The sequence below is a fragment of the Bradyrhizobium daqingense genome (genome assembly GCF_021044685.1).
GTDB classification, from domain to species: domain Bacteria; phylum Pseudomonadota; class Alphaproteobacteria; order Rhizobiales; family Xanthobacteraceae; genus Bradyrhizobium; species Bradyrhizobium daqingense.
The window spans coordinates 721,506-742,850 of the sequence record NZ_CP088014.1; the positions used below are offsets into that span (position 1 = coordinate 721,506).

The following is a 21,345-nucleotide window of genomic DNA, read 5'->3' on the forward strand; positions in this document are numbered from 1 at the left end:
GGGTAAAATCGAGCATGCTGGTCCGCTTCTTGCTTCATGAAGTCCGGAATCCCTGACATTTTCACTCTCTCGCGGACGTCTCCCATGCGCTGCCTGGTCGTGGCCGATCTGCATTATTCGCTGCCCCAGTTCGACTGGCTGGTCAGCGCGGCCGCGCAATTCGACCTCGTGATTTTCGCAGGGGACGCGCTCGACATCGGTTCGATCGTGGACTTCCGCGCCCAGATCGTGGTGGTGAAGAAGTACCTCGCGCTGCTCGCCGCCCAGACCCGCGTGATCGTCTGCTCCGGCAATCACGACCTCGACGAGCGCAATGCCGACGGCGAGAAGATCTCGCGCTGGATCTCGCAATTGCGCGAGATCGGCATTGCCTGCGACGGCGACAGCCTCGTCATCGGCGAGGCGATGTTCACGGTGTGCCCGTGGTGGGACGGGCCCCTGGTCAGGCAGCGCATCGTCGATCAGCTCGGTCGCGCCGCTTCCGGCCGGCTGCAGCGCTGGATCTGGGTGCATCACGCCCCGCCGGCGGAGTCACCGACGAGCTGGGGCGGCAAGCGTTTCTTCGGCGACGTCGAGCTGGTGCATTGGATCACGCAGCACCAGCCATCGATGGTGATCTCGGGCCATGTGCACCAATCGCCCTTCATCCAGGATGGATCATGGTACGACCGGCTGGACCGGACCTGGATCTTCAACGCCGGCCTGCAGCCCGGTCGCCCGCCGACCTACATCGTGCTGGACTTCGATGCGGACAAGGCCTTCTGGCTTGCTGCGGGTGAAGCACAATGGATCGACCTGACTGCGCCGCTGCAGCGGCCGGCCGCTGCCATCGCGATGCCACCCGACTGGCTCACATCCTTGGATCGGATTGCCGATCCGAGCCTGGCGAAACCTCCCGCGGCGGCAGGTTGACCATACTCTGGAGCACCTCGCCGACCATGGCCAGCTGCGTGCCGTGGCCGGCATATTGCCGCTTGAGATCGGCCAGATAGGTGTTGGCCGCATTGAGCCGCTGCGCCAGCATCTTTGCGATCAACAGCGCCACGCCGGGCTCCTTCTCGAGGAACGAGGCGGCATCCTCGAATTCGTAGACGACCGCATCGGAGCAGGCGCGCACGGTGGCGGTGTGCGGCTGGCCCAGCAGCACCGACATCTCGCCGAGCACCGCACCGGGCTCGGTGACGGTGGCAACCACCATCTCGCCCTTGAGCACTTCGAGCTTGCCCTGCATCAGCACGTAGAGATGGCCGCTGGTGCCGCCTTCGGTGACGAGAAGCGTACCTGCTTGGACCTGCCGCTCCTTGCCGCCGCTGCAATAATCCAGAACTGCGCGCATGTTGCGAACCTCCGCCGCGAGAATGCAGTAGAGCACGATCCGGGGAGGCTTGCAGCGTTTTTCGAGCGCGATGCGCGGCTGCTCGGACTTCCTGCAAGCCGGCCGACGCGCCCGGCACCTCGCGCGGCGGATGCGCCTCACGCGCGAGAAAGTGACGGCACCTCCTCGGGCATGATCGCCTGGAGGCCGCCGAAGCGGCGTTCGCGGCCATGGAAGGCGGCCAGCGCCTCGGCGAGATCGCCCGCGTCGAATTCGGGCCACATCCGCTCGGTGAAGTGCAGCTCGGCATAGGCGCCTTCCCAGAGCAGGAAGTCGGACAGCCGCTTCTCGCCCGAGGTGCGGATGATGAGATCGACGTCGCGCAATCCGGCCTCGCCGGTGACCAGCTGCGAGAAGGCTTCGCGGGTGAGGCTGGTCAAGGCCGCCGCCTTCGCCGCGGCGTTGAGGATGGCATCGCGCGCGGAATAGTCGACCGCGATGCGCAGATGCAGCGTACCGCCGTCGGCGGTGGCTGCTTCGGCCCGCGCGATCGCGCTGGCGATACCGTCGGGCAGGCGGTCGCGGCGGCCGATCACGGTGAGGCGCACGCCGTTCTCGACCAAGCTCTGCACCTCGTTGGACAGGTAGAAGCGCAGCAGCGTCATCAGCGCGGCGACCTCCACCTTCGGCCTGCGCCAATTGTCGGTGGAGAAGGCGTAGAGTGTCAGCGTGCCGATGCCCTGCTTGGGCGCGGCCTCCACGATGCGGCGGATCGTCTCGACACCGGCCTCATGGCCGCGCACGCGCGAGAGGCCGCGACGTGTCGCCCATCTGCCGTTGCCGTCCATGATGATGCCGACGTGAAGCTTGTCGTCGCGGGACACGAGGTTACTTTGCATGACAAAGTCTCCGGTCAAAAAGGGGATGATCAGGTCGATGCGATGCCGAGGCGTCCGAGCGGCGGCGCGTCGCGGCCGGCGGCCTTGGCGGCATCGCGCACCAGCCGCTCCAGCACGGCGAGATAGTCGAGGAAGCGGCGGCGGCCGGTCTTGGTCAGGCGGCAGGTGGTGTGCGGGCGATTGCCCTCATAGCCCTTGGTCACCTCGACGAGGCCCGCCTCTTGCAGCACGGCCAGGTGCCGGCTGAGATTGCCGTCGGTGAGGCCGCAGAGCTGCTTGAGATCGGCGAAGGCCAGGCCCTTGGGATGCGCCATCAGCGAGGTCATCAGGCCAAGCCTCGCCTTCTCGTGGATCACGCGGTCGAGCCCTTCATACGAGAAGGGCGCGCTGTCAGACTTCGACATCATGGTCTCCCGACGCGACATACAGGATGGCCGCCATCAGCGACTGCCCGATCACGAAGGGCAGGCCCATCGTCCATGGCGACAGCAGCTTGGTCTGGCTCGCCAGCGCCACCACCGCGAAGCCGGACGCGAAATACCAGGCGCCGGCGAGCGCAACGGTGCGCGGCAGCGAGCGGACCGAGGCGAAGATGCCGAGCGACACCAGGATCTGCCAAAGACCGGGCAACAGCCAAAGCGTTTCGGCGGCGAACTTCCACATCACCACCGCGAGCAGCACGCCGGCGACGCCAGCGGGCAGGAATTGCTCGACCGCCTGGTGGATCATGGCATCGGCGAGGCCCGAATGATGGCGGCGCGAGCGCGCGCGCATCTCGATCCCGATCACCAGGCCGGAGAGCGCGGCGGCAACGAACCAGCCGATGAAGAAAGCGAGCGGCTCGGCGGTGGGATCGTCGAGCCACCAGGATTGCAGGACCGCGGTGATGAGCGCGACGGCACCGGTCGCCGCCATGGTTGCCGGGCCGTAGCCGCGGAAGGCGGTGCCGGCGGCAATCTGGCTGCGGATCGCCACGATGTCGGCCAGCGCCTTGTCGAGATCGCGCATCGGCAATGCCAAAACCTCGTTCCAACCGAGCGTTTCCGGGACTCTCGATCCCGTAACTTTGTAATGCAAAGTATATCGGACTGCAAAGTAAAGGCAAGTCCTCATGCGGGGCAGAGGTCCGGGCCTGAATGACAACTGGCGGTTGCGCCACACCTGTCCCGACGGATAAGATGGATCCAAAAGCATTCCCGGGGGCTGGTATGTGGCTTAGGTCGTTTGTCGTTGTGTGCCTTTTGCAGGTGAGCGTCGCTGGATCCGCGCAGGCCGCGGGTCCATTTGGCAGTGTCAATGTCGGCAACTGGATCGGCGGCGCCTTCAGCAATGATGAGACCGGCGCTTTCTCGCATTGCGCGGCGACGACGCCTTACGCGAACGGCGTCATCCTCGTCGTGGGCTACAATTCTGTCGGCACCTGGACGCTGGCTTTCGCAAGCCCGAACTACCGCTTCAAGCAGGGCGAGAACGCCGCGATCGACGTCATCTTCGACGGACAGGAGCAGGCCCGGCTGTTCGCCACCGCCAATCAGCCGAACATGCTCACCTCCGTGATGCCGCCCAATGTGGTGCGGACGTTTCAGAAGGCGAGCCTGATGGTCGCGACGAGCGGCCGCACGGTTTTGAATTTCAACCTGGCCTCGACCGGTCCTGTGATCACGGCGTTGGCGAACTGCGTCACCAAAGTAAAAACCGACGGACTCAGCAAGGCGGGCGATTTCGCGAAGGGGGCTGCGAAGCCGGCGGCCACGGCGGACAAGCCGGCGTCACCGCCGGCCAGCAAGTCCGCCAAGTCCAAGAGTGGCACCGGATTCGTGGTCAGCGGCAATGGGCACGTCGTCACGAACCATCACGTGATTGACGGCTGCAGCGACCTCAAGGGCAATCTCACGGGTGAGGCCGCGGTCGCTTTGCGCGTTGTATCGAGCGATGCAACCAACGATCTCGCCCTTTTACAGGCGCCGTCGTCAGTGGCGTTTAAAGAATTTGTCCGAATCCGCGACCGCTCGATACGCTCCGGCGACTCGGTCGTCGCGATCGGCTTTCCCTATCGCGGGCTGCTGAGCTCCGACTTCACCGTGACCACCGGAATCGTGAGCTCGCTGAGCGGCATGCGCAACGATTCGCGTTTTCTGCAGATCAGCGCGCCCGTGCAGCCCGGCAACAGCGGTGGCCCGCTATTCGACACCACCGGGCAGATCGTCGGTGTTGTCACGGGAAAACTCGACAATCTGCGGATCGCAGTCGCGACCGGCAATATCCCCGAGAACATCAACTTCGCCATCAAGACGGGCGCGCTGCGCGACTTCCTCGACAATTCGGTGGTGCCCTACCAGACCGCGGAGCCGAAGGCCGAGCTAAAGACGACCGAGATCGCCGCCAACGCCCGGGCCTACACGATGCTGATCTCGTGCAATGCCACGGAACAAGCCGATGCGAAGCGGTAGGCCTTCATACCTTCAGTACGGTGCGACGGCCCGCGCGCGCCGGTGCGGCCGGGGTTGCGGCGGCCGATCCAGGCCATACGCGAAACGAGGATTGCGGTCGCAGAACAGCAGCCGGCCGGAGACGCTGGCCTGGCATTGCTCGTAGGTGCCGTAGGCGCATTCGCCGGGATAATCGTATTCGCCACCCTGGGCGCACCAGGGATAGTCGCGGGCCGCGGCCGGCGTAACGCCGGCAAAGGCTGCGAGCCCGATGGCAGCTAGCGCCACCCGAACGAGTTGAATCCTGCTCACGGTCCGTCCTCCAGTGCAACGAGGACAGAGCGCCTCTTTTTGCCAGCTTGCGTCAAGTCACGTTATCCGGATCAAGGCGCCGGTTCGCGCCCTCAATAGGGCGCGTAGTAGTCGTGCTGATACCGCCGCGATGGCCGCTGCTGATTGTAGGCCGCGCGCGGATTGATCCCGCAGGTCAGCAGGCGCCCGGAGACGCTGGCCTGACATTGTTGCAGGGTCCGGTAGGCGCATTCACCGGGGTAACCATAGCCTCGGCCCTGGGCACACCAAGGATAATCATAAGCCGCCGCTGGACCGGTGCCGGCAAGGCTGCCGATACCCAATCCAGCCAACGCGAGCATTGCGAGCATTGCCTTGCGCATCTGCGGGCTCCTTGCCGAACGCCTCGGGAATGAAGTCTCTTCCAGAAAACGCCGGCAAGGCCGCAAGGTTGCTATCCGGTCTATTCGACCTTCAGACCGGCGAAATCGACGACCTTCCGCCACTTCTCGGTCTCGGCCTTGATCTCCTCGCCGAACGCCTCGGGCGTCTGCGCCCGCGGCTCGCCGCCGAGCTCGACCAGACGCTTGGCCATGTCGGGCTCCTTGATCACCGCGTTGACCTCGGCGTTGAGCTTGGCGATGATGTCCTTCGGCGTCTTCTTCGGCGCGCCCATGCCGAACAGCGCGCTCGCCTCATAGCCCTTCACGGTGTCTGCGATCGGCGCCACGTCAGGCAGCTGCGGCGAGCGTTCCGTCGTGGTGACGCCGATGGCGCGCAGCGAGCCGGAGCGAATGTGCTGGATGATCGAAGGCATGTTGTCGAAGATCACCTGCACCTGCCCCGCGAGCATGTCGGTGATCGCGGGCGCCGCGCCACGATAGGGCACGTGCTGCATCTTGCAGCCGGTCATCGCCATGAACATCTCGCCGGACAGATGCACCGAGGTGCCGTTGCCCGACGAGGCCATGTTCACCTTGCCGGGATTGGCCTTCACGTATTCGATGAACTCGGCGACGTTCTTCGCCGGCACGTCCTTGTTGACGGTCATCACGTTCGGCACGCGCTGGAACGAGGCGACCGGCGCGATATCCTCCACGAAGTTGAACTTGAGGTTCTTGTAGAGCGAGGCGTTGATGTAGTTGGCCGGATTGACCAGTTGCAGCGTGTAGCCGTCCGGCTCGGCGTTGATGACCGATTCGGTGGCGATGTTGTTGCCGGCGCCCGGCTTGTTCTCGATGACGAATTGCTGGCCGAGCTTTTCCGACAGCCGCTGGCCGATCAGCCGCGCCAGGATGTCGGTGGCGCCGCCCGGCGGATAGCCGACCACCCATTTCACCGGGCGGGCCGGATAATCGGCGGCAAGCGCCCTGGACAGCGGGGTGGCTGCGAGCGGACTGGCGGCGAGCAGGCCCAGCGCGGTACGGCGAGTGATCATCTCAAGGGTTCTCCCAGTGTTGTTCTTGAAAGGCCGGTGTCTTGAAAGCGGCGTCGGCGGGGTTGTAACAAAGCTTGCGGAGTGCGGAAAGTGCGCGGGGCGCGTCACGACGAAAGGATAAGGCATGCCGGTCGAGGTTCACGCCCTGGATCATCTCGTGATCAATGTCAGCGACGTCGCGGTGACCGCGGAGTGGTACCGCAAGATTCTCGGCATGGAAGTCAAGGTGTTCGATCCGGGCGGCGGCAAAGCGCCGCGGACTTTCCTCACATTCGGTAACCAGAGGATCAACGTCCGGCAACGTGATGCCGACAAGGTGGAGTGGTTCACCGCCGATCATCCGACCGCCGGCGCCGAGGATCTGTGCTTCCTCACCTCCGCCACCCCCGACGAGGTGGTGGCGCATCTGCGGGCCCATGGCGTCGCGATCGAGGAAGGACCGGGTCCGAGGCAGGGCGCCCGCGGCACGCTGCGCTCGGTCTATTGCCGGGATCCCGATGGCAGTTTGATCGAGATATCGTCGTATGAGGACTAAGGCACGCTCGCGCGCCTTATTCAGCCGTCATGCCCGGGCTTGTCCCGGGCATCCGCGCTCTTCGAGTGGCAAGACGTGGATGGCCGGGTCAAGCCCGGCCATGACGATGGAGAGACGATGCGCCCTCCCCGATTTGCGCCCCGCGCCATCCGATGGCAGGAAGACGCAATAATCATAAGGCAGCCGCCATAAGATGCGGGCTGCACGGGAGGACACATGCCCGTCCAACAAACCGCCGCCGGAATCGTGGGGCCGTTCGACGGGCTCGACGTGCCCTGGCTGTTGAGGATGCGCGCCGAGGTGCGCAGCTCACATCCATTCCTGATCTGGGCGCCGTTCGAGGCGCCGGCGCGGCGCTGGAGCTATGGCGAGTTCCACGAGCGGGTCGGCGCGCTTGCCGCCGGCCTCGCAAGACGCGGCGTCAGGCCGGGCGAATATGTGCTGATCCATCTCGACAATTGCATCGAGGCCATGCTGGCCTGGTTCGCCTGCGTCGAGCTCGGCGCCATCGCTGTCACCACCAACACGCGCTCGGCGCCGGCCGAGATCGCGTATTTCGCCGATCATTGCGGCGCGGTCGCTGCGATCACGCAGCCGGCCTATGCCGAAATCGTCGCACAGAACTGCCGCAACATTCGCTGGATGGCGGTGACCTCGCATGATGCGGGCACGGCACCAGCACACGCGGCTTCGCGCGGCGACAGTTTCGAATCCCTGTTCGCCGACAGCGCCGACCGTCCCAGGCGCGCGACTGATCCGCTCGCGCCATGCAGCGTGCAATACACCTCGGGCACGACGTCGCGCCCGAAGGCGGTGCTGTGGACCCACGCCAATGCGTTGTGGGGCGCCAAGATCAACGCCGCGCACGAAGACCTGCATGCCGGCGACGTGCACCAGACCTACCTGCCGCTGTTCCACACCAATGCGCTAGCCTATTCCATGCTGGCGACCTTGTGGGTCGGCGCCACCTGCGTGATCCAGCCGCGCTTCTCCGCCAGCCGGTTCTGGCGCGTCGCGCGCGAGCACGGCGCGACCTGGACCTCGACAATCCCGTTCTGCATGAAGGCGCTGCTCGAGCAGGAGATCCCGCAGGATCACAAATTCCGCCTGTGGGGCACGGCGATCAACGAGCCGCCGGCTTTTGCCGCGTTCGGCATCAAGATGATCGGCTGGTGGGGCATGACCGAGACCATCACCCACGGCATCGTCGGCGAGGTCGATCAGCCCAACATCCCGATGTCGATCGGCCGTGCGGCGCCGGAATATCGGATCCGCATCACCGATGACGACGGCCGGCCGACGGAAATCGGCGGCACCGGCAATCTCGCGATCAAGGGCATCCCGGGCCTGTCGCTGTTCGCCGAATATTTGCACAACGATAAGGCGACGCGCGAGAGCTTCGACGAACACGGTTTCTTCCTCACCGGCGACCGCGTCGAGCGGCTGCAAAACGGCTACATCAAGTTCGGCGACCGCGCCAAGGACATGCTGAAGGTCGGCGGCGAGAACGTCGCGGCCTCCGAGATCGAGCAGGTGATCGCGCTCGTTCCGGGCGTGCGCGAGGCGGCCGTGGTGGCGAAGGCGCATCCGATGCTGGACGAGGTGCCTGTCGTCTTCATCATCCCGCAGGGCGGCGTCGCGGGCGCCGCGCCCGACCTGCATGATCGCGTGATAGCAGCCTGCCGCGCCGGCCTTGCCGACTTCAAGGTGCCGCGCGAGATCAGGCTCGTCGACGACATGCCGCGCTCGACGCTGGAGAAGGTGGCGAAGGCGGAACTGCGGAAGATGGTGGGGTAGCAGCGTCGCGGAACGGCACACTGCCGTAGGAACGGCACACTGCCGTAGGAACGGCACACTGCCGTAGGGTGGGCAAAGCGCAGCGTGCCCACCAAAAGTCTCCGATGCGATGAACGTGGGCACGGCGCGCGAAAAGCGCGCCTTTGCCCACCCTACGGCAGGAGAGAATGCTGCTTCAAAACGACCCCAGCGCCACCGGGCGGAACGCCTGCAGCAATTGCTGGTCGAGCTTGCCGCCCATGCCTTCCATCATCGTGAACGCGCGGGAATGGGTGAAGGGCATGCGGTAGGCGCGCTTCTCCACCAGGGCGGCGTAGATGTCGACGATCGTGGTCAGGCGCACGATGTCGCTGATCTGGTTCGACGACAGACCATTGGGATAGCCGGAGCCATCGAGGAATTCGTGGTGATGCAGGACGACGTCGAGCATCTCCGGCGGGAAGCCGCCTTGGGCTGCGAGCGCGTCATAGCCGCGGTGCGGATGCTGGCGGACCTCGGCCATCTCCTCGTCGGAGAGCTTGCCGGGCTTGTCGAGCAGTGCGGCGGGAACGAAGGCCTTGCCGACGTCGTGCAGCAGCGCCGCGCGGGTCAGGCGGCGCTGGTCGTCCTCGCGCATGCCGAGATGCTGGGCAAAGGCGACGGCGAAACCGGTGACGAACAGGCAATGCCGGTAGCTGCCGACATGATGGCAGCCGACCGTGGTGAGCCATTCGCGCAGCGAGGAATGCTTGATCGCCTTCAGGATCTTGCTCTCGGCGGCGATGACGTCGTCGAAAGTCAGGGGCACGCCGAGCGGAAGCTTCTCGAACATCTTGGCGAGCACGGCATGCGCGGCCTCGACGCCGCGGTTGAGCGTCTTGCCGCGATCGGTCGCGTCATAGACGGCGGTGTCCGGGAAAGCGGAGCGGATGCGCTGAAGGATGGCGTCCGCCTGGAGCGGGCGCGAGATGGTGTCGGTCGCGCCCAGCGCCCAGGCCTGCATGGTGCCGTGATGCAAGGCGTCGGCGAGCACGAACAGCCGCGGCATCGAACGATAGGCATCGCCGCGCAGCTTGTTGCGCACCCGCTGCACGCTCTCGGGCGAGCGCAGATTGATGTCGACGACGAGGCCGGAGAGATCACGCGACGGCTTCTCGGGAATATCCTGGGTCGTCACCGTCGAGACGTCGCCGACCGCCTTCAGGATGCTGACGAGCTCGCTGCTCTCGTCGCTCCGGTCGGAGGCGAGCAGAAGCCGGCGTTTGGCGGCGGATTTGGCTGAGGCGTTCATGACTTCCCCAAAGATACCGAGAGCACGGGCATATTTGCCTCCAGCCTAAGCCGGATCAGGTTCTCCGGCCCTTAAGAGGCGTGCTCAATGGAACCTTCCGGAATGCACGCAAATTTAGGGAATTCGCTGGTGATGATTCCAACATGCGTCGAAAACAACCCCATGCACAGTAGAGATGCCATTGATAAGCAAGAGATTTTTTCTCAAGTTCAATCAGACCGGAATGAGGTGGCGCGAGGCACCGGATGGGGTATCCCTTGAGAGGCAAATTGCGAGGGCCGTGCGCGCGCAAGGGCCGGCTGACGCGGCAAGAATAAAACAACAGGGAGGGAAACCATGCCGAAGATCGATCGGGACGGCGTCGGGATTCACTACGAGGTTCGTGGCGATGGGCCGCCGCTGCTGCTGACCCATGGCTATTCCTCGACCTCAGCGATGTGGCATGGGCAGGTCGATGCGCTCGCGAAACATCACAAGCTGATCCTGTGGGACATGCGCGGCCATGGCCAGTCCGATTATCCCGATGATCCCGGCGCCTACAGTGAAGCCATGACCGTCGGCGACATGGCGGCGATCCTCGATGCAGTGGGCGCAAAGCGCGCCATCATCGGCGGTCTCTCACTCGGCGGCTACATGTCGCTCGCGTTCTATCGCGCGCATCCGGAGCGCGCCCGCGCGCTGCTGATCATCGATACCGGCCCCGGATTCAAGAAGGACGACGCGCGCGAGGCCTGGGGAACGCGCGGGCGCTCGCCACCGCCGACAGGCTCGACCGCGAGGGCCTCGACGTCCTGAAATCGGCGACGCGCGAACGCGCCACCGCCAATCATCGCAACGCCAAAGGGCTGGCGCTCGCCGCGCGCGGCATGCTGACCCAGCGCGATGCCCGCGTGATCGAGCTGCTCCCGCACATCAAGGTGCCCAGCCTGATCGTGGTCGGCGCCGACGACACCCCGTTCCTGGCGGCGTCCGACTACATGGCGGTGAAGATCCCCGGCGCACAAAAGGTCGTGATCCCCGCCGCCGGACACTCCGTCAACATCGATCAGCCCGAGGCTTTTGTTGACGCGGTCACGCCTTTCCTGAAGAACTTGCCGGAATAGCCGATCAAGCAGGGATGTTGGCGATGAAGCGGGCGATGCTGGCTGCGGGCGCGATGTTGCTGTCGATATCGGCGCAGGCCGAGCCGTTCGGCGCCGTGCCGGCGCGCCAGCCTTTCGTCAACACCCTGTCCAACAACGTTCCCCTCGCCTTCGGCATGGATGCCGATCAGACCGCGCGCGCCCTCGGACAGCCGCTGCAATATGTGCGGGGCCGTCCCGGCAACGAGATCTATCTCGCGCTTCGCAACATCGGCGGCAGCGGCCTGATCCCCTATCGCCACCGTCTGTTCCTGCAATTCCGTCATGGACGGCTGGCAGGATGGAAGGAAGATTACGGCGAGAACTGGATGTGGGAGTGAGGGCAGTCGCTCGACTGCCTCCCCTCATCCTGAGGAGCTTGCGCAGCAAGCGTCTCGAAGGATGAAGTCTCCGGCAGTAAGCGTCACGGGCCTTGCATCCTTCGAGACGCGCGCAAGGGCGCGCTCCTCAGGATGAGGAGAGAGAGCAGAGTTCGCAACAACCAAGAAGGACAACCCGCGTGGGACAAGACATCAAGCTGACGGCTTCCGACAATTTCCAGTTCGGCGCCTATCGCGCCGATCCCGCCGGCAGCCCGAAAGGCGCGGTGGTGGTGATCCAGGAGATTTTTGGGGTCAACCACCACATCCGCTCGGTCTGTGACCGTCTCGCCAAAGAAGGCTATGTCGCGATCGCGCCGTCGATCTTCGATCGGGCCTCACCGAATTTCCAGTCGGGCTATTCGCCCGACGAGATCGCCGAGGCGCGCAAATTCGTCGCCAATCCGGATTGGGCCGCGATGCTGCGCGACACGCAAGCCGCCATCGATGCCGTGAAGAGCATCGGCCCCGTGGGCATCATCGGCTTTTGCCTCGGCGGCAGCATCGCTTTCGTCGCGGCGACGCGGCTGGCGGGGCTGAAAGCGGCGATCGGCTATTACGGCGGCGCGGTGGTGCGCTTCGCCGACGAGACGCCGAAGGTGCCGACGCAGCTGCATTTCGGCGAGAAGGATGCCGGCATTCCGCTCGCCGACGTCGAGACCATCAAGGCGAAGCGGCCCGAGGTCGAAGTCTTCGTCTATCCGGGCGCCCAGCACGGTTTCCATTGCGACGAGCGTGCCAGCTACGACAAGGCCAGCGCCGACATCGCCTGGCCGCGCAGCATGGAATTTTTTGGGAAGCATTTGCAGAAGTAGCGTGCGCAACTCACCCCGGTCATTCCGGGATGCGACGCGAGGCGCAGGCCCGGAATCCATACTCCCGATCGTGGTTATGGATTCCGGGCTCGCGACTTCGTCGCGCCCCGGAATGACGGAGGTGACAGTTGGGCTGAAACCTTAGAACCAGCGCTCGCCGACGAACACGGTGTCGCCCGGCGCCAGGGGCGTGCCGAGCGGGACGACGGCGCGCATGGCACCGCCGTTTTCGGTGTGCGTGACGGTGACCATGTCGCGCTTGGCGCGCGGCGAGAAGCCGCCGGCGATGGCGACCGCGCTCTCGACCGTCATGTTCGGCACGTAAGGATATTGGCCGGGTGCAAGGACCTCGCCGAGAATGAAGAAGGGGCGATAGGCCTCGATCTCGACCGCGACCGAAGGCTCGCGGATGTAGCCGTTGCGCAGGCGTGCAGCGATCTCGCCGGCAAGCCCTGCCGTGGTGCGGCCGCGCGCCGGCACGGCGCCGATCAGCGGCATGGTGATCGAGCCGCCGGCGTCGATCGCATAGCTGTTGGTGAGACCTTCCTGGCCGTAGACCACGACGCGAAGCTTGTCGCCGGCGTCGAGATGGTAGGAGGCGCCATTGCGCACCGCCATCGGCGCGGCGTAACCGACCGGCATGGGCGCAGGCGAAGCGGCAAAGGAATTGCTGAGCGCCGCGATGGCACCACCGCCATTGTTGGCAACGACGACCGGCTGTGGCGCGCCATAGGGCTGGCCATAGGCCATGGAGTCGAGATCGGCGCGCGGCTGCATCACTGCGACGGGGCCGGTAGTCTGCATGCAGCCGCCGAGGGCCAGCGCGGCGGACGCGGCCAAGAACGCTGCAAAACTCGACCATCGAAACGCGCGTGCAACCGGCACCGGACCCATCCCTCGAAACGAGACAGCTCCAGTGATGCACCGGTTATGGTTAATAAAGCGTTGAGCGGCGGCTGCGCCGGCGGCATCGCATACAGCGGCCAACTTCTACGCCTGTCCCCGCGGCGTCATGGCCGGCTTGTCCCGGCCATCCACGACCTTTGCGTGTCACGAAGAACGTGGATGCCCGGGACAAGCCCGGGCATGACGAGTACTTGGCTGACTTACGCGCTCACGCCGGCGCCGATCGGACAGGACACGCCGGTGCCGCCGAGGCCGCAATAGCCGGCTGGATTCTTCGCCAGATATTGCTGGTGATAGTCCTCGGCGAAATAGAACGCGCCGGCGGGTGCGATCTCGGTGGTGATGGCACCGAGACCCTTTGCGGCAAGCGCCTTCTGGTAGAGCGCCTTCGATTGCTCGGCCGCGTTCTTCTGCGCGTCGGAGTATGTGTAGATCGCGCTTCGGTACTGCGTGCCGACATCGTTGCCCTGACGCATGCCCTGCGTCGGGTTGTGGCTCTCCCAGAATGTCTTCAGGAGTTTCTCGTAGGAAATCTTCTTCGGATCGAACACCACCAGCACCACTTCGGTATGGGCGGTGCGGCCCGAACAGACCTCTTCATAGGTCGGGTTCGGCGTGTGGCCGCCGGCATAGCCGACGGCGGTCGCAAAGACGCCATCGCGGAGCTGCCAGAACTTGCGCTCGGCGCCCCAGAAGCAGCCGAGCCCGAACACGGCCTGCTCCAGGCCTGCAGGATAAGGCGGCTGCAATTGTGCGCCGTTGACGAAATGGGTGGTCGCGGCCGGGATCGGTTGCGCACGGCCGGGCAGCGCTTCGGCTGCACTCGGCAATGCGGTGGACTTGCGCATGAACAGCATGATGGGTCTCCGCAAGCGAGCTGTCGTCGCATGAGACAAGAGCTCAGGCGGCATGCTCGCGATCAGGTGGGAATATAGGCATCTACGCTGCGGGCGGCAGCATCGTTACGCGGCCCGCACGCCCTCAATCCCGGGAATAGCCGATCAGCGGTTTCCGCGGACGGAACAGGATCAGCAGCAGGATGCCGAGAACGCCGAGGACGGCGAAGACCGGCTGATCCAGCACCAGGCGGATCACCGAGGTCCAGAGCCAGGGCGCCTTGGCCTCGACCCAGGTCCGGAACGCGGTCTGGCTGGCCTGATTGATGTCGTTCCAGAACTGGCCGAACCGGGTGAACTTCAGGGTCTGGTCGGCCACCCAGCGGGCGCCGTCATAGACCATGAAGATGAACCCGCCGGCGAGCAGCAACAGCCCAATCAGTCTGAAAAAGCCGCGGATCATGCCTCACCCACCATGGTCGTCCGATCGGGCGACCCTTCAAGACGTCGCCAGCCAATAGCGGGGCGAGGGCAGAAATTCAACCTCTTCAGGGCGTTACAGCACCCATCCGGGCCCGTTTGGGCCGGTTTTCCAGCTCCGAAAGCGTTGACGGTGCCGAAGAGCCTCTCTATAAGGGCGCCAACTGGCGGTGGGCGCAATCCTGCCGCCGCTGTTCTTTGAGCAGTTGCAGGCGCCCTGAGCTTCAAGACTCATCTCGAGCTTGAGGAGTCTCTGGAGCCTCAGAGACAGCCGCAAGGCCGTCGCTCATGTTCCGGGAACGGCCAGCAACCGAACACCCTAAATCCGAGCGTCGATTCAGCGGTCAAGCAGCCGGCGCTACCCGACCAAGACGCGACCGGTACCGCAAAGGACATTGAGACCATGGCCAATACCACTTCCGCCAAGAAAGCGACGCGCAAGATCGCCCGCCGCACCGCCGTCAACAAGTCGCGCCGCACCCAGATGCGCGGTGCCGTGCGCAGCGTCGAGGAAGCCATCAAGACCGGCGACCGCGCCGCTGCCGTCAAGGCGCTGGCGAATGCCGAGCCGGCCTTGATGCGCGCCGCGCAGCGCAACATCATTCACAAGAACAACGCCAGCCGCAAAGTCTCGCGCCTCACCGCGCAGATCGCCAAGCTCGCGAAGTAAGATCGCCAAGTGAGATCGCGAAGCAATCTTCGTGACATCATCTGATCGGTCGATCCGATCAGCACGTCAAACAGCCCGGCACTCGCGCCGGGCTTTTTTGTTGCCTGTCATATTCAGGCAAGCGATCACGCCAAATGCGATCGTCGATTGGAAGATCTGCATCGTCGGCGCTGTTGTTCGTTCCGTAATTCTACCTGCCGACATTCTGCAACAGTCGAAACTTTCACTGCGTTGCAAAAACCCCTGTGCCGCGGGCTCGAATTGAATTCGCCGGCGACGAAAGTTCTACACACCGTAGATTCACCGGAATGTGTCACGGTGGAGTTACCCTGCAAAACGAGTCTCGAAAAGCGATGACTCAATAATCACTTATCAACATAGCAGCGACAAGCATTTGGAAAATTCGCCCGCACGTCCAGCGCGTGACGGATTTGTAAAAAAATTTTGGCGGTGGCTGAGAATTGTCACATGAGGCGCGGCATTTTCGATTCTGTGCACGAATCCAAAAACTTGGTCCGGAGCCTGTGCACAACTCGGGTGCGGCGTTAACCGAGGTCAAGTTTTTTGATGCCTCAAGTGTGAATCAATTTCATTGCGAGTCTTTCCGCTTAGTGTATTTCTTAAGTCGTCAGCGGCGCCCACGATCTTCAGACCAGCGCGGTTTAGGAAACGGGGCGAGCGTGCAAATCGGCGGCGGTGTGCACGGAGGCGACGCTTCAACAAGCGATGTCGGTTCACAACCCATAGCAATATGGGAATGGTAGCTTTTTGTCTGAATGTCTCCAAGCGGGATCTTCTCGCGCCAAGAATGAGAGACATCGCAGAGCGACCCCGGCACGCAAGGTGGGCGAAGTCGAGCGGACGACCAGTACATGGGCAGGCATCCGCGACAGGAGTACGGCGCGGTTGTCTTCAGGACACGCAGGACCTTGTCGTGAGTTATCACGGCAGGACGGGGAGGTATCATGTCTTACGGAATCAACGCGGTATTGAAGCACGTTTCCTATTCCAACGATGCCTTTCCAGCTCTGTCCGATGTCCAGCCTTCCGCGTGTGACGGAGCGCCGAGTACGCGCTGACCTCGCGCCCCCTCCATCTCTGACATCGCTGATCTGACCATGTGGCGTTCGCGCCTGACGGTCGAGCCATGCCTGACGATGGACTCGCTTCGAGGTCGCGCCATTCCAAGGGTCGCGTTCAAGGACCCTGGCAGGAAGTCTGCATGGCGCTCACAACGCAACTATATCTCTCAAGAGAAGTTTTCTGACGATGACAATGGAACAGGATCGCTGGTCACGCGTGAAGGGTCGGCTGCGCTCGACCGTTGGCGAGGACGTTTACACGAGCTGGTTTGCGCGCATGGATCTCGAAGGCGTGCAGGACGAGAGCGTGCGGCTCTCGGTGCCGACGCGCTTCCTGAAGAGCTGGATCCAGGCCCATTATGCCGAGCGCGTGCTGTCGTGCTGGCAGGCCGAGATGCCGGAAGTGCATCGCATCGATCTCACGGTCCGCTCGGCGGTGCGTCCGGTCGTGCAGCCGAAGGAAGCGCCCGCCCCGATCGAGGCGCGCCGCGCGCCGACCCCGGAATTGCGCTCGACCGCGACCGCGCCGGTCTCGGCCAATCACGACGCGCTCGGCGGCTCGCCGCTCGATCCGCGCCTGACCTTTGCGAGCTTCGTTGTCGGCCGCTCCAACACGCTGGCCCATGCGGCCGCGCGCCAGGTCGCCGAAGGACGCCGCGGCGACCCCGTGATGTTCAACCCGCTCTACATCCATGCCGGCGTCGGCCTCGGCAAGACGCATCTGCTCCAGGCGGTGACATGGGCCGGCAATTCCGGCAATGAGCGCAAGGTGCTTTATCTCACCGCGGAAAAATTCATGTACGGCTTCGTCGCCGCGCTGAAGACGCAGACGGCGCTCGCCTTCAAGGAAGCGCTGCGCGGCATCGACGTGCTGGTCATCGACGACCTCCAGTTCCTTCAGGGCAAGTCGACGCAGGCCGAATTCTGCCACACGCTGAACGCGCTGATCGACGCCGGCCGTCAGGTGGTGATCGCGGCCGATCGTCCGCCGTCCGATCTCGAAAGCCTGGACGATCGCGTCCGCTCGCGGCTTGCCGGCGGCCTCGTGGTCGAGATGGCCTCGCTCGGCGAGGACCTGCGGCACGGCATCCTCAAGTCGCGCGTCGCCGCCGCCCGCGCCCATCATGCGACCTTCGACGTGCCGGAGGAGGTGCTGCTTTATCTGGCGCGCACCATCACCCATAACGGCCGCGATCTCGAAGGCGCGATCAACCGGCTGCTGGCGCATTCCAAGCTGAACAACCAGCCGGTGACGCTGGAGATGGCCGAGCGCGAGGTGCGCGACCTGGTCCGGCCGCAGGAACCGAAGCGGATCAAGATCGAGGACATCCAGCGCGTGGTGGCGCGGCAGTACAATGTCAGCCGCTCCGACCTTCTGTCCTCGCGCCGCACCGCCAACGTGGTCCGCCCGCGGCAGGTGGCGATGTATCTCGCCAAGACGCTGACGCTGCGCTCGCTCCCCGAGATCGGCCGCCGCTTCGGCGGACGCGACCACACCACGGTGCTGCATGCCGTACGCAAGATCGAGTCCCTGGTCTCCAAGGACACGGCGCTGTCGGAGGAAGTGGAGTCGCTGAAGCGCCAGCTTCAGGAATAAAGGCCTAGGCTCTCCTGGCAATTCTCCCGCCGCCCGGCCGAGCTGGGCGGCGGTCTTCGTTTTGGGCGGTAAACCGTGGGGAACTGCCCGCAATCCCTTGAATCCCGGGGCCATCCGCGCCACCTTGCGCGACCCTGACGGCTTTGATCATATCGGCTGGATGATCCGGCTTTTCGGGGTCTTCGGTGCCGTGGCGCGCGTCCCGCAGCCCGGCCTTTCCAACTGTGTTTCTTGGGGATCGGGCGAGTAGTGCAATGAAGGTTACGGTCGAACGCGCGCAACTCCTGAAGTCGCTGGGCCATGTCCACCGCGTGGTCGAGCGCCGCAACACGATTCCGATCCTCGGCAACGTGCTGGTCCGCGCCGAGAACGCGAAATTGTCGCTGAAGGCGACCGACCTCGACCTCGAGGTGACCGAGACGCTGCCGGCGGAAACCGCGACCGCGGGCTCCACCACCGTGCCGGCGCACATGTTCTACGACATCGTGCGCAAGCTGCCCGACGGCTCGCAGATCGTGCTGGAGGCCGACGGCGACCGCGCGGTGCTGGCGATCCGCGCCGGCCGCTCCCGCTTCACGCTGCAGACCCTGCCGGAGAATGATTTCCCGGATCTCGCCGCCGGGGACATGTCGCATTCCTTCTCGCTCGCCGCAAAGGACGTCAAGCGGCTGATCGACCGCACCCAGTTCGCGATCTCGACCGAAGAGACGCGTTATTATCTCAACGGCATCTATCTGCATGCTGCCGGCACGGCGAAGGCCTCCACCCTGCGCGGCGTCGCCACCGACGGCCATCGTCTCGCCCAGCTCGACCTGGTGCAGCCCAAGGGCGCCGAAGGCATGCCCGGCGTGATCGTGCCGCGCAAGACCGTCGGCGAGGTGCAGCGCCTGATCGAGGACACCGAGGCCGAGATGACGATCGAGCTGTCGCAGGCCAAGATCCGCTTCACCATCGGCAATGTGGTGCTGACCTCGAAGCTGATCGACGGCACCTTCCCCGACTACGGCCGCGTCATTCCGCAAAACAACGACAAGGAGCTCGTGGTCGACAAGAAGGATTTCGAGAACGCGGTCGACCGCGTCTCGACGATTTCGAGCGAGCGCGGCCGCGCGGTCAAGCTGTCGCTGTCGGCGGGCAAGCTGGTGCTGTCGGTGACCAATCCGGATTCCGGCAGCGCGACCGAAGAGCTCGAGGTCGAGTACGCCTCCGATGCCCTCGATATCGGCTTCAACTCCCGCTATTTGCTCGACATCGCCGCCCAGATCGAAGGCGACGTCGCAACGCTCCGCCTCGCCGACCCCGGCTCCCCGACCCTGGTGCAAGACCGCGACGACAAGAGCGCGCTGTACGTGCTGATGCCGATGCGGGTGTGAGGCCTACCGGCACCCAGAAGTGTGACTACATCCGTCATGGCCGGGCTTGTCCCGGCCATCCACGTCTTCGGAGTCGAGAACGTGGATGCCCGGCACAAGGCCGGGCATGACGAGAAGCGGATTCCATGACCCCCTCCCGCATTCATCGCCTGACGCTGACGCATTTTCGCAATTATCGGGCGGCGGGGCTCGAGACGGCGGCTGACATGGTGGCGCTGGTCGGGCCGAACGGGGCGGGTAAGACCAATTGCATCGAGGCGATCTCGTTCCTGTCGCCGGGGCGCGGCTTGAGGCGCGCGACGCTGGAGGATGTCGCCGACAACCAGGGCGACGGTTCCTGGGCAGTGTCGGCGCAGGTCGAGGGCGCGCTGGGACTGGCGACGCTCGGCACCGGCATCGACCCGCCACGGCCCGACGCCTCCGTCAGCCGGCGCTGCCGCATCGACCGCGAGCCGGTGAATTCGGCGACCAGCTTCGGCGACCACATCCGCATGGTATGGCTGACGCCGGCGATGGACGGGCTGTTCATGGGCGCGGCGTCCGAGCGGCGGCGCTTCTTCGACCGCCTGGTGCTCGCCATCGACAGCGATCATTCCAGCCGCATCTCCGCACTGGAGCGATCCCTGCGCTCGCGCAACCGCTTGCTCGAGACGCGCAATTACGACGATCATTGGTGTGACGCGATCGAGCGCGAGACCGCCGAGCTTGCGGTCGCGGTCGCCGCAACGCGCGGCCAGACCGCGGCGCGGCTGACCGGGATGCTCAATGCGCGCGCGCAGGAATCCGCTTTCCCCTCGGCGAAAATCGCGCTCGACGGCTGGATGGAGAACGCGCTGCTGCAGGAGACCGCGACGTCGGTCGAGGACCGCTACCGCCAGATCCTGCGCGACAACAGACCGCGCGATGCCATCGCCGGCCGCACCACCGACGGCCCGCATCTCACCGACCTCCAGGTCGTCTATGCGCCCAAGAGCATGCCCGCGCGCGATGCCTCGACCGGCGAGCAGAAGGCGCTGTTGATCGGCCTCGTGCTGGCGCATGCGAGCCTCGTCGCCGAGATGACCGGCATCGTGCCGCTGCTGCTGCTCGACGAGGTGGTCGCGCATCTCGATCCGAACCGCCGCGCCGCGCTGTTCGACGAGCTGAAGAAGCTCGGCGCACAGGTGTGGCTGACCGGCGCGGACCCTGCGGCCTTCGCCGACATCGGCGCAGGCGGCGAAGTCTTTGACGTCGAGAGCGGACGAGTCTCGGCGCGCAGGTAAGCCGCGACATTGAACCCGCCGGTTTCAGATCGCGACTAGCTGCTTGAGGCCGCAAGAAGCGGCCATCGCGCAGCATTCGGACATGCGCGATATCCTTGGAGCATGAGCATGACGGCGGTGAGGCATGGGGCGCAAGCCCCGGCACGATGGCAGTTGTTTGCGTGCGGCTTCGTCCTGCTGGCGATGGGCATGCTCGCGGCCAGCGCCGGCGCCTCACTGCCGCAGCTGTTTCCGACGACGCTGACGCTGGATTCCGATGCCGAGCTGCCCGCGCCGACCCGCTACACCTACAGAGGAATCCACACCACGCTGATGCAGGGCTTCGACGCGCCGCTCCGCGTCAGGCTGGAGGCCACCGTGCCCGCGGGGCTGAACGACGTACTCGCCTTCTATCGCACCGAACTTGGCAAGCTCGGCTGGCAGGAGCAGCTTGATGGCGCCGTGATCAGCACCGCGCACGTCCAACTCGCTTTCGTCTCACCGCTAGGACCGGCCGCACTGAAGCTCGACCGCAAGGAGTCCGGCACCGCGGTCCATCTCGTGCAGAAGAACGCGGACACCGCGACCAGAGCAAACGTCCTGCCCGAGCCCGGCCAGGCCAAGCTGGTGTTCAGCAATATCGGCGAGAAGGAAGCCGTGCTCGAGATCAACGAGCGGACCATCCCCCGCCCGGCTGGTGCGAACGCGGTCGCGCTGGACCTCGTGCCCGGCGAATATCCCTACACGCTTGGCGTGCCCGGCCATCCCGCCACCACGAACTTCCTCACCGTCGTCGCCGGCGAGACCTGGGAGCTCACGGTCGGCCGCGACGGTGACGCCTGGCCGCCGCTGCAGCTGTATTGAGCCCGT

General features: G+C 64.8%; 22 protein-coding genes and 1 pseudogene. 12 read left to right on the forward strand and 11 right to left on the reverse strand.

Translation table 11 applies throughout. The features are described from left to right. Nucleotides 1-84 precede the first annotated feature (84 nt). Entirely contained in the window at nt 85-912 is an 828-nt protein-coding gene (locus LPJ38_RS03285) for a metallophosphoesterase family protein (RefSeq protein WP_145630568.1), read from the forward strand. Here LPJ38_RS03285 and LPJ38_RS03290 read toward each other — a convergent pair. The 4 genes from LPJ38_RS03290 to LPJ38_RS03305 form a co-directional block, all read right to left on the reverse strand. Then, nucleotides 851-1,336: a Crp/Fnr family transcriptional regulator gene (locus LPJ38_RS03290; RefSeq protein ID WP_145630567.1), complete on the reverse strand. Its 486-nt coding sequence runs from the start codon at nt 1,334-1,336 to the stop codon at nt 851-853. The two genes, LPJ38_RS03285 and LPJ38_RS03290, sit on opposite strands and share 62 nt — an antisense overlap. A 137-nt stretch (nt 1,337-1,473) precedes the next feature. After that, entirely contained in the window at nt 1,474-2,214 is a 741-nt protein-coding gene (locus LPJ38_RS03295; RefSeq protein WP_145630566.1) for a di-trans,poly-cis-decaprenylcistransferase, read from the reverse strand. A 29-nt stretch (nt 2,215-2,243) separates the two neighbouring features. Then, nucleotides 2,244-2,618, reverse strand: coding sequence for a winged helix-turn-helix domain-containing protein (locus LPJ38_RS03300; RefSeq protein WP_167520365.1), 375 nt, complete (start codon nt 2,616-2,618; stop codon nt 2,244-2,246). After that, nucleotides 2,605-3,222 carry a hypothetical protein gene (locus tag LPJ38_RS03305; protein WP_145630564.1) on the reverse strand — a complete coding sequence of 206 codons (618 nt, stop codon included), beginning with the start codon at nt 3,220-3,222 and terminating at the stop codon, nt 2,605-2,607. Before LPJ38_RS03305 ends, LPJ38_RS03300 begins: the two co-directional genes overlap by 14 nt. Nucleotides 3,223-3,422: 200 nt before the next feature. On the opposite strand from LPJ38_RS03305, the gene LPJ38_RS03310 reads away from it, so the two are divergent. Beyond that, entirely contained in the window at nt 3,423-4,664 is a 1,242-nt protein-coding gene (locus LPJ38_RS03310) for a S1C family serine protease (protein WP_145630563.1), read from the forward strand. A gap of 12 nt (nt 4,665-4,676) precedes the next feature. Here LPJ38_RS03310 and LPJ38_RS03315 read toward each other — a convergent pair whose 3' ends face one another. The 3 genes from LPJ38_RS03315 to LPJ38_RS03325 form a co-directional block, all read right to left on the reverse strand. Next, a complete protein-coding gene (locus LPJ38_RS03315) occupies nt 4,677-4,946 on the reverse strand; it encodes a DUF3551 domain-containing protein (protein WP_231088711.1) in 270 nt (89 codons plus the stop codon). Nucleotides 4,947-5,047: 101 nt separating this feature from the next. Further along, on the reverse strand, nt 5,048-5,317 hold the full coding sequence (locus LPJ38_RS03320; protein ID WP_145630561.1) for a DUF3551 domain-containing protein: 270 nt from the start codon (nt 5,315-5,317) through the stop codon (nt 5,048-5,050). Nucleotides 5,318-5,397: 80 nt separating this feature from the next. Next, nucleotides 5,398-6,372 carry a Bug family tripartite tricarboxylate transporter substrate binding protein gene (locus tag LPJ38_RS03325; protein ID WP_145630560.1) on the reverse strand — a complete coding sequence of 325 codons (975 nt, stop codon included), beginning with the start codon at nt 6,370-6,372 and terminating at the stop codon, nt 5,398-5,400. A gap of 124 nt (nt 6,373-6,496) precedes the next feature. Between LPJ38_RS03325 and LPJ38_RS03330 the strand changes: the two genes are divergently transcribed. Both LPJ38_RS03330 and LPJ38_RS03335 read left to right on the forward strand, forming a co-directional pair. Further along, the gene (locus LPJ38_RS03330) at nt 6,497-6,907 is read left to right on the forward strand and encodes a VOC family protein (RefSeq protein ID WP_145630559.1); all 411 of its coding nucleotides are present in this window, start codon (nt 6,497-6,499) and stop codon (nt 6,905-6,907) included. A 216-nt stretch (nt 6,908-7,123) separates the two neighbouring features. Next, nucleotides 7,124-8,704 (forward strand): AMP-binding protein, encoded by a 1,581-nt coding sequence (locus LPJ38_RS03335; protein ID WP_145630558.1) that lies wholly within the window; start codon nt 7,124-7,126, stop codon nt 8,702-8,704. Nucleotides 8,705-8,879: 175 nt separating this feature from the next. On the opposite strand, the gene LPJ38_RS03340 is transcribed toward LPJ38_RS03335, so the two are convergent. Further along, nucleotides 8,880-9,974, reverse strand: coding sequence for an HD-GYP domain-containing protein (locus LPJ38_RS03340; protein ID WP_145630557.1), 1,095 nt, complete (start codon nt 9,972-9,974; stop codon nt 8,880-8,882). A gap of 435 nt (nt 9,975-10,409) precedes the next feature. On the opposite strand from LPJ38_RS03340, the pseudogene LPJ38_RS03345 reads away from it, so the two are divergent. From LPJ38_RS03345 to LPJ38_RS03355, 3 genes and pseudogenes are all read left to right on the forward strand, one after another. Continuing rightward, nucleotides 10,410-11,077, forward strand: a pseudogene (locus tag LPJ38_RS03345) (alpha/beta fold hydrolase). A 23-nt stretch (nt 11,078-11,100) separates the two neighbouring features. Further along, entirely contained in the window at nt 11,101-11,436 is a 336-nt protein-coding gene (locus LPJ38_RS03350) for a hypothetical protein (RefSeq protein WP_060738034.1), read from the forward strand. A gap of 179 nt (nt 11,437-11,615) precedes the next feature. Beyond that, complete coding sequence (locus tag LPJ38_RS03355; RefSeq protein WP_145630556.1) at nt 11,616-12,290, forward strand: dienelactone hydrolase family protein; 675 nt, start codon at nt 11,616-11,618, stop codon at nt 12,288-12,290. 141 nt (nt 12,291-12,431) lie between these two features. Here LPJ38_RS03355 and LPJ38_RS03360 read toward each other — a convergent pair whose 3' ends face one another. From LPJ38_RS03360 to LPJ38_RS03370, 3 genes are all read right to left on the reverse strand, one after another. Continuing rightward, the gene (locus LPJ38_RS03360; protein ID WP_145630555.1) at nt 12,432-13,175 is read right to left on the reverse strand and encodes a polysaccharide biosynthesis/export family protein; all 744 of its coding nucleotides are present in this window, start codon (nt 13,173-13,175) and stop codon (nt 12,432-12,434) included. Between the two features lie 221 nt (nt 13,176-13,396). Further along, nucleotides 13,397-14,053, reverse strand: coding sequence for a peptide-methionine (S)-S-oxide reductase MsrA (msrA, locus tag LPJ38_RS03365; RefSeq protein WP_145630554.1), 657 nt, complete (start codon nt 14,051-14,053; stop codon nt 13,397-13,399). 124 nt (nt 14,054-14,177) lie between these two features. Then, nucleotides 14,178-14,495 carry a hypothetical protein gene (locus LPJ38_RS03370; RefSeq protein ID WP_145630553.1) on the reverse strand — a complete coding sequence of 106 codons (318 nt, stop codon included), beginning with the start codon at nt 14,493-14,495 and terminating at the stop codon, nt 14,178-14,180. Nucleotides 14,496-14,915: 420 nt separating this feature from the next. On the opposite strand from LPJ38_RS03370, the gene rpsT reads away from it, so the two are divergent. From rpsT to LPJ38_RS03395, 5 genes are all read left to right on the forward strand, one after another. Continuing rightward, the gene (gene rpsT, locus LPJ38_RS03375; protein ID WP_060737422.1) at nt 14,916-15,182 is read left to right on the forward strand and encodes a 30S ribosomal protein S20; all 267 of its coding nucleotides are present in this window, start codon (nt 14,916-14,918) and stop codon (nt 15,180-15,182) included. A 1,269-nt stretch (nt 15,183-16,451) separates the two neighbouring features. Continuing rightward, entirely contained in the window at nt 16,452-17,861 is a 1,410-nt protein-coding gene (gene dnaA / locus LPJ38_RS03380) for a chromosomal replication initiator protein DnaA (RefSeq protein ID WP_145630552.1), read from the forward strand. 254 nt (nt 17,862-18,115) lie between these two features. After that, nucleotides 18,116-19,234 carry a DNA polymerase III subunit beta gene (dnaN, locus tag LPJ38_RS03385; protein WP_145630551.1) on the forward strand — a complete coding sequence of 373 codons (1,119 nt, stop codon included), beginning with the start codon at nt 18,116-18,118 and terminating at the stop codon, nt 19,232-19,234. A gap of 125 nt (nt 19,235-19,359) precedes the next feature. Next, nucleotides 19,360-20,496, forward strand: coding sequence for a DNA replication/repair protein RecF (gene recF / locus LPJ38_RS03390; RefSeq protein ID WP_145630550.1), 1,137 nt, complete (start codon nt 19,360-19,362; stop codon nt 20,494-20,496). A 108-nt stretch (nt 20,497-20,604) separates the two neighbouring features. Beyond that, nucleotides 20,605-21,339, forward strand: a complete 735-nt coding sequence (locus LPJ38_RS03395) for a hypothetical protein (protein ID WP_145630549.1) — start codon at nt 20,605-20,607, stop codon at nt 21,337-21,339. The last annotated feature ends 6 nt before the right edge of the window (nt 21,340-21,345 follow it).

Excerpts from the sequence above, each read along its gene's own strand:
- LPJ38_RS03285 (WP_145630568.1), top strand. The coding sequence starts at position 85 with ATGCGCTGCCTGGTCGTGGCCGATCTGCATTATTCGCTGCCCCAGTTC.
- LPJ38_RS03300 (WP_167520365.1), bottom strand. The coding sequence starts at position 2,618 with ATGTCGAAGTCTGACAGCGCGCCCTTCTCGTATGAAGGGCTCGACCGC.
- LPJ38_RS03290 (WP_145630567.1), bottom strand. The coding sequence starts at position 1,336 with ATGCGCGCAGTTCTGGATTATTGCAGCGGCGGCAAGGAGCGGCAGGTC.
- recF (WP_145630550.1), top strand. The coding sequence starts at position 19,360 with ATGACCCCCTCCCGCATTCATCGCCTGACGCTGACGCATTTTCGCAAT.
- rpsT (WP_060737422.1), top strand. The coding sequence starts at position 14,916 with ATGGCCAATACCACTTCCGCCAAGAAAGCGACGCGCAAGATCGCCCGC.
- LPJ38_RS03340 (WP_145630557.1), bottom strand. The coding sequence starts at position 9,974 with ATGAACGCCTCAGCCAAATCCGCCGCCAAACGCCGGCTTCTGCTCGCC.
- LPJ38_RS03310 (WP_145630563.1), top strand. The coding sequence starts at position 3,423 with ATGTGGCTTAGGTCGTTTGTCGTTGTGTGCCTTTTGCAGGTGAGCGTC.
- LPJ38_RS03295 (WP_145630566.1), bottom strand. The coding sequence starts at position 2,214 with ATGCAAAGTAACCTCGTGTCCCGCGACGACAAGCTTCACGTCGGCATC.
- LPJ38_RS03320 (WP_145630561.1), bottom strand. The coding sequence starts at position 5,317 with ATGCGCAAGGCAATGCTCGCAATGCTCGCGTTGGCTGGATTGGGTATC.
- LPJ38_RS03330 (WP_145630559.1), top strand. The coding sequence starts at position 6,497 with ATGCCGGTCGAGGTTCACGCCCTGGATCATCTCGTGATCAATGTCAGC.
- LPJ38_RS03325 (WP_145630560.1), bottom strand. The coding sequence starts at position 6,372 with ATGATCACTCGCCGTACCGCGCTGGGCCTGCTCGCCGCCAGTCCGCTC.
- LPJ38_RS03305 (WP_145630564.1), bottom strand. The coding sequence starts at position 3,222 with ATGCGCGATCTCGACAAGGCGCTGGCCGACATCGTGGCGATCCGCAGC.
- LPJ38_RS03395 (WP_145630549.1), top strand. The coding sequence starts at position 20,605 with ATGACGGCGGTGAGGCATGGGGCGCAAGCCCCGGCACGATGGCAGTTG.
- dnaN (WP_145630551.1), top strand. The coding sequence starts at position 18,116 with ATGAAGGTTACGGTCGAACGCGCGCAACTCCTGAAGTCGCTGGGCCAT.
- dnaA (WP_145630552.1), top strand. The coding sequence starts at position 16,452 with ATGACAATGGAACAGGATCGCTGGTCACGCGTGAAGGGTCGGCTGCGC.
- LPJ38_RS03370 (WP_145630553.1), bottom strand. The coding sequence starts at position 14,495 with ATGATCCGCGGCTTTTTCAGACTGATTGGGCTGTTGCTGCTCGCCGGC.
- LPJ38_RS03335 (WP_145630558.1), top strand. The coding sequence starts at position 7,124 with ATGCCCGTCCAACAAACCGCCGCCGGAATCGTGGGGCCGTTCGACGGG.
- LPJ38_RS03350 (WP_060738034.1), top strand. The coding sequence starts at position 11,101 with ATGAAGCGGGCGATGCTGGCTGCGGGCGCGATGTTGCTGTCGATATCG.
- msrA (WP_145630554.1), bottom strand. The coding sequence starts at position 14,053 with ATGCTGTTCATGCGCAAGTCCACCGCATTGCCGAGTGCAGCCGAAGCG.